We start from the raw sequence: 14255 nt of genomic DNA, 5'->3' as shown, positions 1-14255 counted from the left end.
CAGTTCTCAGTTGCCGGCGCGGGTGCGGGGGTCGATGAGGCCGTACAGCAGGTCGACGACCAGATTGGCGCCCAGCACGGCCACCGTGATGACCAGGAAGATCCCCTGCATCAGGGCGTAGTCGTTGTTCTCCACGGCCTGCAGCAGCCTCGATCCGATACCGGGGTAGGAGAAGACCTGCTCGGTGATGACCGAACCGGACACCACGAAGCCGAGGGAGACCGCGAAGCCGGCGACGGACGGCAGGACCGCGTTGCGCGCGGCGTAGCGGGTCATGATGCGGCGGTCGCGCAGCCCCTTGGCCTGCGCGGTGAGGATGTAGTCCTCCGACACCGTCGAGACCATCATGTTCCGCATCCCCAGCAGCCAGCCGCCCACCGAGGAGATCACGATCGTCAGGGCGGGCAGGATGCCGTGGTGGACCGCCGAGGCGATGAACTCGCCGTCCCAGCCCGGGGTGAGGATCACGTCGTACCCGCCGTTGAGCGGGAACCAGCTCAGACCCGTGGCGAAGACCGCGACCAGGATGAGGGCCAGCCAGAAGTACGGCACCGCCGCGAGCACGGTGGTGGCCGGGATGAGCGAGTCCAGCCAGGAGCCGCGCTTCCATCCGACGAGGGCGCCGAGCCCGACGCCGAGCAGGAACGACAGCGCGGTGGCCAGGCCCACCAGCACGATCGTCCAGGGCAGCGCGTCCCCGATGACGGTGGCGACCTCCGCCGGGAAGACGCTCACCGAGACGCCCAGGTCGCCGCGGAACATGTTGGCCAGGTACGAGAGGTACTGGACCACCAGCGGTTCGCCTGTGTCGGTTCCGAGGAGGAGCTCGTAGGATCTGCGGACCGACGGGTCGGTCGCGCCGCCCCGCTGTTGCAGCTTCGCCATGAGGGTGTCCACCGGGTTCCCCGGCATCATCCTCGGGATGAAGAAGTTCAGGGTCAGCGCCGCCCATAGGGCGACGAGATAGAACCCGAGCTTCCGGGCGTAGTACCTCACCGATCTCCGCCTATCACTGTCTGCTTCTCCTCGGAACCGTTCACCGCCGTGTCACCGCCGTGTCACCGCCGGGCCGTCACCTGCCGGCGGGCTTGAGGGCCTTGTAGATCTGGGCCTGGTCGGGACGGCTCCAGACCGCCGGGACGGCGTAGAGGTTGTACTCCGTCGGCCAGCCCTCGAACTTGGAGTCGTGGTACTCGCTGGTGGTGCCGGCGGTGAGGATCGGGATGTAGGGCATGTCCTCCTCGATCCGGGTCTGGATGACGTCGTACCGCCTCTGGCGCTGCTCGGCCGCCTCGGGGGAGAGCTTCTTCAGCTCCTCCAGCGCCCGGTCCACCCGCGGGTCGCTGTAGCGGGCGAAGTTCGGGTTCGCCGTCTCGCCGACCTTCGCGGTGGTCTCGCTGCTGAAGAAGTAGCTGTAGGTGTAGTAGGGGTCGGGCGTCGGCCCGGGGTACAGCGAGTCGATCAGCAGCTGGTACTCGCCCTGGCCGCGGGCCTCGGACCACTCGTTCCAGGAGGACTGCTGGGAGGTCAGCTTGATGCCGGCCTTCTTGAGCTGCTCGGCCATGGTGTCGACGGCGGTGATGTAGTCGGTCCAGCCGGAGACGACCCGGACGGTCAGGGACAGCTTCTTCCCGTCCTTGGCGTAGAACCCGTCCGGGCCCTTGGTCCAGCCGGCCTGCTCCAGCAGGCGTGTGGCCCTGGAGACGTCCGGCTTCATCGGGGCCAGGTTCTCCTCAAGCTTGTCGGAGACGAGCTCCTCGTTGCTCTCCACCAGCGCGAACCCGGGCGATATCTGACTGGAGGTGTCCTGGAAGGCCAGCGAGTTGATCTGGGAGCGGTCCACGGCGTAGTAGATCGCCTTGCGCACCGCGGGGTCCGTCTGCGGGCCCTCGCAGCCCATCTCCGCGTCGGAGCAGGTCATCAGGGCGGTCTGGTTGATCGGGACCGTGACGGCCTTGTAGCCCGGGTAGTTCTTCTCCACGTTCTTCATGTCCGGGACCGGGCCGGTCTGCCAGTCGATCTTCCCCGCCTTCAGCGCGTCCGCGCCGGCCTGGTTGCCCGACAGGGCGATGTAGCGGACCTGCCTGACGGCCGGCTCGCCGTCCCAGTAACCGGAGTTGGCCTTGAGCGTGAAGGCCTGGCCCTTGAAGTCGCCCAGCAGGTAGGGGCCGGTGCCGACGGGCTCGGTGACGGTGTTCTTCGAGGGCTCCTCGAAGCCCTTCCAGATGTGCTCGGGGACGATGAAGATCTTGCCCAGGATCTGCGGACCGTCCATGTAGGACGGCTCGTCGAAGGTGATCCTCACATGGGTGTCGTCGACGGCCTCGGCCCTGCCCTTGTAGCCGGTGCCGTTCATCTCCTTGTACTTGGAGATCATGTCCAGCGTGAAGACCACGTCGTCGGCGGTGAACTCCTCGCCGTCCGACCACTTGACGCCCTCGCGCAGGGTCACCGAGAGCTCGGTGCCGTCCTCGTTCCAGGAGTACTCGGTGCCCAGCAGCGGCTCGGCCGGCTCGTCGCGGACCTGGTTGAAGTAGAAGAGCGGCTCGAAGATCGTGCCCGCCCCCTCGTTCATGGTCGGCGAGAACGGGTTGAAGTTGGCCTGGTAGTCGCCCGCCTGCCCCGTGAAGACCACCAGGGTCTCGTCCTTGGCGCCGCCGCCGCTGCCGCCCGGTCCCGAGCAGGCCGTGGCCAGCAGGGCGATCGCGGCCATCCCGGCCGCTGCGACGCGCGCACGGCGGCGTCTTGCTTGCTGGAACATGGTGGATGGTTCCTCTCGTCCTGGAGGGGCACGTCCCTGTGCCGTTCGACCGCCCCGCGGGCGGCGGGTCGCTCAGTGGGGCGATTCTTAAGTCGCCGAAGAAAGAAAGTCAATACTCCTGCGGCGCCACCGGGCCACAGAGACACAAGTGAGACCGGGAGCCGGACGGGGACCGGGCAGCGGCCGGCCGGGCACCGGGAGAGGTGCGGGGGAAGAATACGAGGGAAGGGGCCTGGCGGGGACCGTTCACGGGAAGAGGCGCCGGACGCCGGGGGCGGACGGGCACCGGGGCCGGGCGGACGCCGGGGGCGGACGGACACTTGCCCGCCTTCGACAGGTAAATAAACTAACGGTTCGTACACGCGCGGCGCGGACCGCGCGGAGCACATCGACAGCGCTCCCGCCCCCGGCGGGGCGCGGGCGGAGGAACCAGTGAGCGGACCGGCTCGGGCCACGGCCCACGCGAGCAGCAGGGCGGCCGTCCTCGACGTGATCCGCGCGGCGGGCACCATCAGCCGGGTCGGCCTCATCAACGCCACCGGGTTCACCGGCGCGACGATCTCGACCGTCGTACGCCGCCTCATCGACGACGGGCTGGTGGTGGAGACCGGGCGCGCGGAGTCCACCGGCGGCAAGCGCCGCGTCCTGCTCCAGCTCAACCAGTCCTCCCGGTACGCGGTCGGAGTCCACCTCGACCACGCGGGCATCACCTACGTCCTCACCAACCTCGGCGGCTCGGTCGTCGCCAGGATGTCCCGCGCGGGCGCGGGGACCGAGGACCCCCCGGCCGTCGTCGAGCGCATGGCGGGCGAGGTCGGCGCCCTCGTCGAGGGCGTCGGCGTCGGGCGCGAGCGGGTGCTCGGCCTGGGCCTGGTCTCCCCCGGCCCCCTGACGCCCACCAGCGGAATGCGGCTGACCCCGCCCCTGATGCGGCACTGGGAGGACTTCCCCCTCGACCGGTCCCTTCAGGAGGCCACCGGGCTGCCGGTGGTCTCCGACAACGACGCCACGGCCGCCGCCCTGGGCGAGCACTGGTCCGGGGGCGTCGGCGCGTCAGCGACCTTCGCCGCGCTGTACATGGGCACCGGCATCGGCGCGGGCCTGCTGGTCGACGGGATGGCCTACCGCGGAGCCAGCGGCAACGCCGGCGAGATCGGTCACAGCTGCCTGGCCGTGGACGGCCCTCGGTGCTGGTGCGGGGCCAGGGGCTGCGTCGAGGCCCTGGCCGGGCCCTCCGCCGTCGTCGCCGCCGCCCGCGCCGACCGGGCCCTGGCCCGCGCGGCCGGACTGGACGGCGACTCCGGGCGCCGCCGGTCGTCGGTGACCGCGGACTTCGCGGCCGTCACCCGCGCCGCGCGCCGCGGCGAACCGGGGGCGCGCACCCTGCTGGAGTGCTCGGCGCGCTATCTGGCGGTGGCCGCCCGCACCCTGGCCAACATCATGGACCTGGAACTGCTGGTGCTCACCGGCCCGAGCCTGGCGATCGCGGGTTCGGTGTACCTGCCGGTGGTGCGGGAGGAGCTGGACCGCGCGTTCTTCTCCCGCGCGGCGCACCCCGTCGCCGTCCGGCTCTCCCGTTCGGCCGCCACCGCGCCCGCGATCGGCGCCGCGGCCCTGGTGCTGCAGTCGGAACTCGTACCGCTGCGCCAGGGACTGCGCCTGCCGGAGAACCTCGCCGACTCCGAGCCCGCCCTGGTGGAGCGGTCCAGCGCCTGAGCCGGCCCGCACGGCCGTCGCCGGGTTCCGCGGCGGGATCCCGCGGGACCCCGCCGCGGAACCCGGCGACGGCCGTGCGCACCGCCCGGTGGCGGACGCCTCAGGCAGCGGTCACCCGCACCCCCTCGCCGCGGCCGGCACGGTCGGTGCGCGCGAACACGGAGCCCAGCGCCCACGCGCCGGGGCCGAGCGCGGCGATGAGGAGGAAGGCCCAGCAGAACATCGCCGCCGCCTCCCCGCCGTTCTGCATGGGGAAGAGCGCCTCGCCCTGGTGTTTGACGAAGTAGGCGTACGCCATCGATCCGGAGCAGAGCAGCGCGGCGATGCGGGTACCGGCGCCCACCATCACCAGGCCACCGCCGACGAGCTGGATGACGGCTGCCCACCAGGCGGGCCACTGGCCGACCCCGGGCACCTGGCCGCCGTGCGGTCCGCCGAGCACGTCGAACAGAGTCGCCGCACCGTGGCAGGCGAACAGCAGCCCCACCACGATCCGGTAGAGCCCGAGCACATGGTCCCTGTGCCTGTCCAGCAGTTCCATGAAGTGTCCTCTCTCGGCCGTTCCGCCGCCGCTCACCGCGTCCCCGCGGGTGCCGCGACGGCCATGTCGTAAGCGAGCTGGGGGATGAACTGACCGGCCGGCCCGGCACAGCCGTCCGCCTCGCCGGGGAGCTTGACCCACAGGAAGGCGGCGATCCTCTCGTCGCCGGTCCGGTCGGTCGTCGGGGTGCCGACCGCCCGCCCCGACGGATCGCACCACTGGCCTCCGGCGGGCCCGTTGCCGTTGCGGCTGGTGTCGATCACCGCACGCAGGCCCGGTGATCCGATCGCGTCCAGGACCGCCTTGGCGTATGCGGTCTCGTCGGCGGTGCGGTTGTAGTTGGAGACGTTGGTGGAGATGCCGTCGGCGCTCTCGGTGATCCCGGCCGCTCTCAGCCGGGAGGCCATCTCCGTCGGCGGGTGCCAGTTTGAGTGCGCGGCGTCGAAGTACACCTTCGCCCTGGACGAGGCCGCCTTGAGTGCCTTGCCCGCGTAGGCCATCGACTCCCGGGTCCGCGCCTGCTGCTCGGCGCTCTGGCAGTTCGTCATCAGGGCCAGGACGTCCGGCTCGACGACGACGGCGGCCGGCCGGCCCTCCAGCCCGGCGGCCAGCTCGTCGATCCACTGCCGGTAGGCGGAGTGGCTGGAGGCTCCGCCTCCGCTGGCGCCGCCGCAGTCGCGATTGGGCATGTTGTAGACCACCAGGATCGGGATCCCGCCCGCCGCCTCGGCGGCCGTGACGAGCGAGTCCACCTCGGCGCGGACCGTGCCCGTGTTGGTCGTGGTGAACCACTGCCCCTGCGGGACGGAAGCGATCCGGTCGCGGATCACCGGCGCGCGCGAGTCTCCCGGATTGGCCGCCACCCAGCGGGCCGCCCGGGTGGCGGGGTTGACGTAGTAGGGCGAGGTCGTGTCGGCGGCCGCCTGCGCGGCCCCGCCCGGCAGAAGCACGGCCGCGCCGGCGGCCGCCAGCGCGGCCGACGCGAGCACGCGGCCGGCCGGGGGAAAGGTCTTGCGGAGCATGAGTACTCCTCGGTGGGGGGACACGGACCGCCGCTCGCCGGCGGCCCGTCGCGACTCCAGGCATCCCTGCCCCGCTCCCGCACGGCCGGGAAGGAGTGCTTCCGCGTCATGCGGAAGTACGGGACTCGGCCGGACGCGGGGGCCGGGAGAGCACGGTCACCGGATCGGCGGTGCGGTGCCGCGGTGGACGCCGACCGTCGGCGGCCGACCGCCGACCCGGAGCATGTGATCTGGAACACTTGATGGGAGCGCTCCCAGAAAGAGTAGCGACGCTGAGTCCGGCGTCAAGGGAAACTGCGCGGTAGCCGGATGACGGCGCCTTCATGAACAGGCACGCGGCAACGGCACGGGGAGCGCGACACCTCCCGGAGGCGCCACCCCCCGCCCGCATTTTCGTGGGAGCGCTTCCATACGCGGGTTCCGAAACGTCTCTTCGCCCCTTCCTGCCGCTCCCTCCGACTCCGCTCCTCACGTGTCGGGAGGAGCACACCGGGGCAGGGTGACGGTGTCTCTGACCGCCGTCGGCCGTCGCGGGCGGGGCGACCGGCGATGCGCACACGGGAACGGAGAGGTTCGTGGAAGCGATCGACCCGGCCTACGGAACGACGACACTGCTGCTGATGGCCGCGGGCGCCGTGGCCCTGCTGCTTTTCCTGATCATGAAGGTGAGACTGCACGCCTTCGTGTCGCTGGTCCTGGTGAGCGTGCTGACCGCGATCACGGTCGGTTTCCCGCTGGCCGACATCCCCGACGTCCTGATGTTCGGCTTCGCCGACACCATCGGCTCGGTGGCCCTCCTGGTCGCCTTCGGGGTGATGCTCGGCCGGCTGCTGGAGATCACCGGCGGCGCCCAGGTACTGGCCGACACCCTGATCAACCGCTTCGGGGAGCGCCGCGCGCCGCTGGCGCTGGGCGTGGCCGCGCTCCTGTTCGGCTTCCCGATCTTCTTCGACGCCGGTCTGGTGGTGTTCCTGCCCATCATCCTCACCGTGGCCCGGCGCTTCGGCGGCTCGCTGCTGCTGTACGCCCTGCCCGCGGCCGGCGCCTTCGCCGCCATGCACGCCATCGTCCCGCCCCACCCGGGGCCGGTCGCCGCCTCCGAGGTGCTCGGCGCGGACATCGGGCTCACCCTGCTGGTGGGCCTCCCGGTCGCGGTGGCGTCGTGGTACGCCGGTGTCCTGCTGGTCTCCCGCTTCCTCGGCTCCCGCATCCACGTGCCGCTGCCCGACGTGGTCTTCGGCGAGGTGCGCGACGCCCGCGGACGCGGCGAGGGGGACCGTGCGGACGGCGCCGGCGAGGAGCGGCTGGGCGAGCGGCCGCCGTCCTTCGGCACGGTCCTCGGCCTGCTGCTGATCCCGCTGGTGCTGATCTCCTTCGACACCGTCCTGAGCACGCTGGCCACCGCGGGCGTCATCGACGAGGGCGAGGACTGGGCGGAGTTCCTGGGTCTGCTGGGCTTCACCCCGGTCGCCCTGTTGATCACCGTGATCGCCGCGATCCTCGTGCTGGGACGGCCACGCGCCCCGATGGGGAAGGTCGGCGACATCGTCGACGGCGCCCTGGGGCCGATCTGCTCGATCATTCTGATCACCGGCGCGGGCGGCATGTTCGGCGGTGTGCTGGAACTGTCCGGCATCGGGAGCGCGCTCAGCGACTCCCTGTCCGGTCTGGGCATGTCCCTGATCGTCCAGGCGTTCGTGATCGCCACTCTGCTGCGCGTCGCCCAGGGCTCGGCCACGGTCGCGCTGACCACCGCCTCCGGTCTGATCGCCGGGGCGGCCCGCGCCGCGGAGTTGAGCGATCTGAAGCTCACCCTGCTCGTGGTGGCCGTCGCGGCGGGCGCCACGGTGCTCTCACATGTGAACGACTCCGGCTTCTGGCTGGTGAGCCGCTTCTTCGGGATGGACGTCAAAACCACCCTGCGGACCTGGACGGTGATGGAGACGACCCTGGGACTGTCGGCGTTCCTGATCGCCCTGGGCCTGTGGGCGGTGGTCTGATCCCGGCCCCGCGCCGGCCCGCCGCCGGTGCGGGGCCGTTCACCGGTCCCCGTCACCGGTCCCCGTCGGCGGCGGCCAGGTCGTCGTAGACCAGCAGCCCGTCCTCCCGCAGCCGCGCCCCCGGCGTCGGCCGGTGCGGCATGAGCCTGCCGTCGTGCATCAGGTGCCGTACGTCCGCTCCCGCGGTCAGGACCGCGGCGTCGGCGATCAGCCGGCGGTGGCAGCGCCACCACACCGACTCGGAGCACATGACCACCGTGGCATTCCGTGCGGCGTCCCTCAGCACCCCGTCCAGCGCCTCCCGGAAGGAGGGGTCCCGGGTGTGGGCGGCGTATCCGCGGAAGGAGGCGTTGCGCCACACGGTGTCGGGCGAGTCGGCCGGGGGCCTGCGAAAACCGCCCAGCGCCTTCTCCCAGCGGTAGCCAATGCCGTGTGCGGGCAGCCACCGCGCGAGCCTGTCGCGGGCGAGGTCCGGGTCGCGGCGGCTGCCCGGGGCGGTGCGGACGTCCACCACCAGGGCGATGCCCGCCTCCGCCAGCAGTACGGCCAGCCTCTCCCGGTCCGCCGTGCCGTGCCCCACGGTGTACAGGACCGAAGGCGGCTCCGGGCCCTCCGTCATGGCGCCTCCTTCCGTCGTCCGCCGCTTCCGGCCGTCCTGCCCTCCCCTTTCCCCCGGTCCTCCGCCGCTCTCCGGCGATACGCGGGCGGCAGGCGAGCGGCACCGTGATTCCCTCCCGGCTCACGGGGTAACCGTCTGTCCTCGCGGTATGCGCCCCGCCGGGCCGGTACGCGGACGGCCGTCGTCATGCGCACAGGCTCCGGCCGGGGTTGAATGACCGGAAGTAGCGTCGCACTCCCATGGAGCGAGGCAGCCGAGTGAGCCCGACCACAGATCGCCACGACGCCGGTGCCGGCCCCGCGCGGGGCGGCCCGGTGGTGTTCGTGCTGGACGGGGACGGGACCGTGCTGCGGTGCACGGCCGGCGTGCTGGACCTGATCGGCCGCACGGCCGACCAGGTCCGCGGACGGCCGATGGCGGAGTTCGCCGCCACGCCCGGCCCCTGGGACAGAGCGGCCGACCACCTCGGTTCCGAGCCCCTGGAACTCCACACGACCCTGCGCCACCGGGACGGCACGCCGGTCGAGGTGGACGCCGAGGTGCTGCCGCTGCCCGCCGGCGGCGAGGCGCGCCTGCTGATGTGCGCCGCCCCGTCCGCCGCCGGGCGGCGCTGGACGGAGGACCAGTCGCTCATCCGCGCCCTGTTCGGCCAGAGCCGCATCGGCCTGGTGGTCCACGACACCGAACTGCACACGACCCGCGCGAACCTCGGTTCGGAGTTCTTCGGCATCCCCCTGCCCGCGAAGCCCTGGCAGCACACTCCGGGCCGGGACCTGCGGTCGATCCTCGTGCCGGAGGACGCCGCCGCGATCGAGAAGCAGTGGCGGCGGGTCCTGCGGACCGGCGAGGCGGTCATCGACTGGGAGCACTCGGCGCGGCGCCTGAAAGCTCCCGACCAGGAGCGGATCCTGTCCTCCTCGGCCTTCCGGCTCGAGGACAACCACGGCCGTGCCATCGGGGTCGCCGCGGTCTTCACCGACATCACCGAGCAGTACACCGCGCGGCGGCGGCTGGCCCTCCTGCACGCCGCCGCCGCGCGGCTGGGGCAGACCCTGGACATCGCCCGCAACTCCGAGGAGCTGACCCGCATCCTGGTGCCCGACTTCGCGGACCTTGCGTGTGTGGATCTGGTGGAGAAGGTGATTCAGGGGGAGGACCCCGGGGCTTTCTCCGCCGGGACGCCGCTGCGCCGGATCGCGGTGGCCCCGGGGGGCGGCGCCTGGCCGGCCGAAATGTACCAGCGCGGGGACCCCGTCCACGCCAGGGACCTGGAGAGCGACGCCCTCCGCGACGGCCAGGCCGTGCTCGTGCCCGATCTGGCCGACCTGGGAAAGCGGCTGGCTCCCGACCCGGAGCGGCAGCGGCTGCTGTTCCCGGAGGTGGCCGCCTCGGCGCTGATCGTCCCGTTGCGCGCCCGGGGGCGGGTGCTGGGGGTGCTGGGCCTGTGGCGCGGCCGGGACCGGCTCCCCTTCGGTGTGCACGACGTCCCCCTGGCCGAGGAGATCGCCTCCCGGGCCGCGCTGAGCGTGGAGAACTCCCGCCGCTACACCTCCGAGCTGCGTACCGTGGAGACCCTGCAGCGCAGTCTGCTGCCCCCGGCCGGGGTGGAGTTCACCGCGGCCGAGACCGCCGGCACCTACGTACCGGCCGGCACCGCCGCGGGAATCGGCGGAAGCTGGTACGACGTCATCCCCCTGTCCTCCACACGGGTCGCGTTCGTCATCGGCGACGTGGCCGGGCACGGACTGGGCGCGACGGCCACCATGGGCCGGCTGCGCACCGCCGTGCAGACCCTCGCCGACCTCGACCTTCCTCCCGAGGAACTCCTCACCCACCTCGACGATCTGGCCACCCGCCTGGCCTACACCGAACCGCAGCCGGACGGCAGTGCGGGCGGGGTCGTGGGGGCGAGCTGCCTGTACTGCGTCTACGACCCGGTCACCGGGCGCTGCGCGATGGCCAGCGCCGGCCACCCACCGCCGATCCTGACCAGTGCCGAAGGACGCACCCGTCATGTAAACCTCAAGCCCGGCCCCGCGCTGGGGGTGGGCGGCATGCCCTTCGAGCCCATCGAACTCCACCTGGGCCCGGGCAGCGTACTGGCCTTCTACACCAACCAGTTGGTGGCCCACGACGAGACGTCGTCCAAGAGCCTGACGCGGCGGCTGCGCGAGAGCCTGCACGCCGCGGTGGAGGCCGGTGGCTCCCCCGCCGACATCGGGCGCACCGCCGTCGACCGGGTCCTGACCGAACCGGCGGCCGACGACATCGCCCTTCTCGTCGCCCGGGTGCGGGCACTGCCCGAAGGCTCCACCGTGGCCTGGCGGTTCACCGCCGACCCGACCGTCGTCGGCCAGGCCCGCGAGCTGGTCACCGCACAGCTCACCGCCTGGGGCCTGGAGGAGATGGCCTTCACCACCGAGCTGATCGTCAGCGAACTGGTCACCAACGCCATCCGTTACGCCGGCTCGCCCATCGGACTGCGGCTGATCAAGGACAAGACCTTGATCTGCGAGGTCTCCGACCCCAGCCAGACCCAGCCCCATCTGCGCCGGGCCCGGCTGACCGACGAGGGCGGCCGCGGTCTGTTCCTCATCGCCCAGCTCGCGCGCCGCTGGGGCAGCCGCTACACCCCTTCCGGCAAGACCATCTGGACCGAGCAGGCGCTGGGTGCCGTTCCCGAGATCCCCCTGGACTTTTTCTGAGACCTGCCCGGCCGCTCCCTGACACGGACTCACGGGCGTATCCCCTTCCTGCCGTTCGGGTGGTGCTCCCGCGGGCGCCTCCACGGGACTCCGGGCGTCTTCGCGGCCGGACGCCGGCCTCGCAGGTGTCGGCCGCCCGCGACCGGCTACCCGGACAAGGAGAGCCGTTTCCAGCAGTCCTCGACAGCGCGGCCCTCCGCCGACGCCGACGTACGGGAGACCCACCCGTGGCCCACATACCGCCGAACACCACCACGCGCGGCACCACGCGCGGCCCGGCCCGCCGCCCCGCGCGTACCGCGGGCGCGCGGCGGGCCGAACGCGACCTGTGGGGTCTGCTGCTGGTGACGTGCGCGGTGCCGCTGACCGGATCGTTGCTCGACTTCGCCCGGCTGTGCGGCGCACCGGTGGACGGCTGGTCCGGTGCGGTGCTTCCGTGGCTGCGGCTGCTGTGCTCGCTGGCCGCGGGACGCTGGCTGGCCGGACTGCTCGCACAGCGCCGCGCGCCGCGGCTGCGTGGTGCCGCCCTCGCCGTGGCGGCCGTCGCCGGTGCCGCCCGCGTCGCCGACCTGGTGCGGGCCGGCGAGTTTCAGGGGGTGGTGGGCAGCGTCGCCACCACCGCCCTGCTGGCCTGGCTCTGCGGCGAGTTGGCGGCTCGGCACGGGACCGGATGGCGCGGGCTGGGGATCGGTCCGTCCGGCGCGCGGCCCGCCGCCGAACGGCTGACGGCCGTGATGGTCTTCGGGGCCGTCTTCGTCCTCGCCTACACCACCGTCACCTGGATGGCGGCCCTCCGGACGGGGCTGCCCGCGGCCGCGCCCTGGCTGCCCGTCCTGGACCGTGCCCAGAGCGCGGCTCTGGGCTGGAGCGGCCCGGCGGACATGGTGGCCAACATCCTGTTCACGGGCGTCGCCGAGGAGATGGTGCTGGTGGGCGCCGTCGTCGTACTGGGCCGTGCGGCGGGCCGCCCGCTGTGGGCGGCCTGCGCGCTCAGCCTGCTGCTGCGGGTGGCGGCGCATCTGTACCTGGGCGTGCCCGGTGTCGCCCTGCTGCTGCTCGGCTCGTGCGCTCTCCTGCTCCACCTGCGCCGCCGCAGGCTCACTCCGCTGGTCGCCGGGCACATCGCCTACGACCTGACGGCCTCTTTCGCGCCTTCTTCCGAGGTGCTGCACAACTGCGTCCTCGCCGTCCTGCTGGGCACCGGAACGGCGTTCGCGGCATGGCTGCTGTGGTTCGCCCCGGCCGGCTCCCACGGCCGTGAGGCGCCCGGCAAGGAGGGTGGAGCGCGTACGGCCGTCCCCCCGGGCTCCGGCCGCCGCGCCGCGGTCGCTTCGGAGGCCGGGCGTCCGGACGGTGCCGTTGCCGCCGACGGCCCGCGCACGTAGGACACCAGGACGGAGGCCACCAAGACGGCATTCGCCTCACACGCCCACTGAAGGGTCAAAAGCCGGTGGGGCCGGGCGGCGGTGTTATCCACGTCGGGGCGGCCCCTCGGACGAGACCGCCCGTGGAGAGGACGGGAACCGGGACCGCGGACGCGCGCCGGACAGGCGTCGCGGCCGGGGCACCGGTCGGAGCTGGTGGGTCGAGAGGACACGGGCATGGCACTGCGGACGGACGAGCCGAAGCGGGAACAGGAACGGAAGAAAACCCTGGGGGCGGTGGTGGTGGAGTGGCTGACCACCACCGACCACAAGAAGATCGGCACCCTCTACCTCATCAGCTCCTTCGCGTTCTTCACGTTCGCCGGCGTGCTGGCCCTGCTGATCCGCGCCGAACTGGCCCGCCCTGGCACGCAGATCCTCTCCAACTACCAGTACAACCAGTCGTTCACCATGCACGGCGCGATCATGCTGCTGCTGTTCGCCACCCCGCTGTTCGCCGGCTTCGCGAACTGGATCATGCCGCTGCAGATCGGCGCGCCCGACGTGGCGTTCCCGCGGCTGAACATGCTCGCCTACTGGCTGTACCTCTTCGGCGGGCTGATCGCCCTCTCCTCCTACCTCACCCCCGACGGCGCGGCCGACTTCGGCTGGTTCGCCTACACCCCGCTGTCGGACGACACCCGCACGCCCCAGGTCGGCGGCGACCTGTGGATCATGGGCTTCGGCCTGGGCGGCTTCGGCACGATCCTGGGCGCGGTCAACTTCATCACCACGATCATCTGCATGCGCGCGCCGGGCATGACGATGTTCCGGATGCCGATCTTCACCTGGAACGTGCTGCTGACCAGCGTGCTCATCCTGCTGGCCTTCCCGCCGCTGGCGGCGGCGCTGTTCGCCCTGGAGTCGGACCGGGTGTTCCAGTCGCACATCTTCGACCCGTCCAACGGCGGCGCGCTGCTGTGGCAGCACCTGTTCTGGTTCTTCGGCCATCCGGAGGTCTACATCATCGCGCTGCCGTTCTTCGGCATCGTCTCCGAGGTCATCCCGGTCTTCAGCCGCAAGCCGATCTTCGGCTACATCGGCCTGATCGGCGCCACCATCGCCATCACCGGTCTGTCGATCACCGTGTGGGCGCACCACATGTTCGCCACCGGCGGTGTGCTGCTGCCGTTCTTCTCCTTCATGTCGTTCCTGATCGCGGTGCCCACCGGCGTGAAGTTCTTCAACTGGATCGGCACGATGTGGAAGGGCTCGCTGAGCTTCGAGACGCCGATGCTGTGGACGGTCGGCTTCCTGGTCACCTTCCTCTTCGGCGGTCTGACCGGTGTCCTGCTGGCCTCCCCGCCGCTGGACTGGCATGTGACCGACTCCTACTTCGTGGTGGCGCACTTCCACTACGTGGTCTTCGGCACGGTCGTCTTCGCGATGTTCGCCGGCTTCCACTTCTGGTGGCCGAAGTTCACCGGGAAGATGCTCGACGAGCGGCTCGGCAAGATCACCTTCTGG

Annotated in this window: 10 protein-coding genes; 5 read left to right on the top strand and 5 right to left on the bottom strand. The window is 71.8% G+C overall.

Annotation, left to right across the window (positions count from 1 at the left end; all coding sequences use genetic code 11):
- Positions 1–6: 6 nt before the first annotated feature.
- Both CUT83_RS23900 and CUT83_RS23895 read right to left on the bottom strand, forming a co-directional pair.
- Positions 7–996, bottom strand: coding sequence for an ABC transporter permease (locus tag CUT83_RS23900; protein ID WP_101257914.1), 990 nt, complete (start codon positions 994–996; stop codon positions 7–9).
- A gap of 76 nt (positions 997–1072) precedes the next feature.
- Positions 1073–2761, bottom strand: coding sequence for an ABC transporter substrate-binding protein (locus CUT83_RS23895; RefSeq protein ID WP_101257913.1), 1689 nt, complete (start codon positions 2759–2761; stop codon positions 1073–1075).
- A gap of 432 nt (positions 2762–3193) precedes the next feature.
- Here CUT83_RS23895 and CUT83_RS23890 point away from each other — a divergent pair, with 432 nt between their 5' ends.
- The gene (locus CUT83_RS23890; RefSeq protein WP_101257912.1) at positions 3194–4477 is read left to right on the top strand and encodes an ROK family transcriptional regulator; all 1284 of its coding nucleotides are present in this window, start codon (positions 3194–3196) and stop codon (positions 4475–4477) included.
- A 100-nt stretch (positions 4478–4577) separates the two neighbouring features.
- On the opposite strand, the gene CUT83_RS23885 is transcribed toward CUT83_RS23890, so the two are convergent.
- Positions 4578–5018, bottom strand: coding sequence for a DoxX family protein (locus CUT83_RS23885; RefSeq protein ID WP_101257911.1), 441 nt, complete (start codon positions 5016–5018; stop codon positions 4578–4580).
- A 32-nt stretch (positions 5019–5050) separates the two neighbouring features.
- Positions 5051–6040 carry a glycoside hydrolase family 6 protein gene (locus tag CUT83_RS23880; RefSeq protein ID WP_101257910.1) on the bottom strand — a complete coding sequence of 330 codons (990 nt, stop codon included), beginning with the start codon at positions 6038–6040 and terminating at the stop codon, positions 5051–5053.
- 575 nt (positions 6041–6615) lie between these two features.
- On the opposite strand from CUT83_RS23880, the gene CUT83_RS23875 reads away from it, so the two are divergent.
- Positions 6616–8040: a GntP family permease gene (locus CUT83_RS23875; RefSeq protein ID WP_101257909.1), complete on the top strand. Its 1425-nt coding sequence runs from the start codon at positions 6616–6618 to the stop codon at positions 8038–8040.
- A gap of 52 nt (positions 8041–8092) precedes the next feature.
- Here CUT83_RS23875 and CUT83_RS23870 read toward each other — a convergent pair whose 3' ends face one another.
- Positions 8093–8659, bottom strand: a complete 567-nt coding sequence (locus CUT83_RS23870) for a DUF488 domain-containing protein (protein ID WP_101257908.1) — start codon at positions 8657–8659, stop codon at positions 8093–8095.
- A 257-nt stretch (positions 8660–8916) separates the two neighbouring features.
- Between CUT83_RS23870 and CUT83_RS23865 the strand changes: the two genes are divergently transcribed.
- From CUT83_RS23865 to CUT83_RS23855, 3 genes are all read left to right on the top strand, one after another.
- Positions 8917–11364 carry a SpoIIE family protein phosphatase gene (locus tag CUT83_RS23865; protein ID WP_158239053.1) on the top strand — a complete coding sequence of 816 codons (2448 nt, stop codon included), beginning with the start codon at positions 8917–8919 and terminating at the stop codon, positions 11362–11364.
- 227 nt (positions 11365–11591) lie between these two features.
- Positions 11592–12749, top strand: coding sequence for a CPBP family glutamic-type intramembrane protease (locus CUT83_RS23860; protein ID WP_101257906.1), 1158 nt, complete (start codon positions 11592–11594; stop codon positions 12747–12749).
- A gap of 216 nt (positions 12750–12965) precedes the next feature.
- Positions 12966–14255, top strand: a 1290-nt coding sequence (locus tag CUT83_RS23855) for a cytochrome c oxidase subunit I (protein ID WP_101257905.1), incomplete at its 3' end; no start/stop codon positions are given.

The sequence above is a fragment of the Streptomyces barkulensis genome (assembly GCF_002843305.1).
Classification (GTDB): domain Bacteria; phylum Actinomycetota; class Actinomycetes; order Streptomycetales; family Streptomycetaceae; genus Streptomyces; species Streptomyces barkulensis.
The sequence above is the reverse complement of the archived record's forward strand: the minus strand, read 5'-3'. Positions and strand labels throughout refer to the sequence as shown.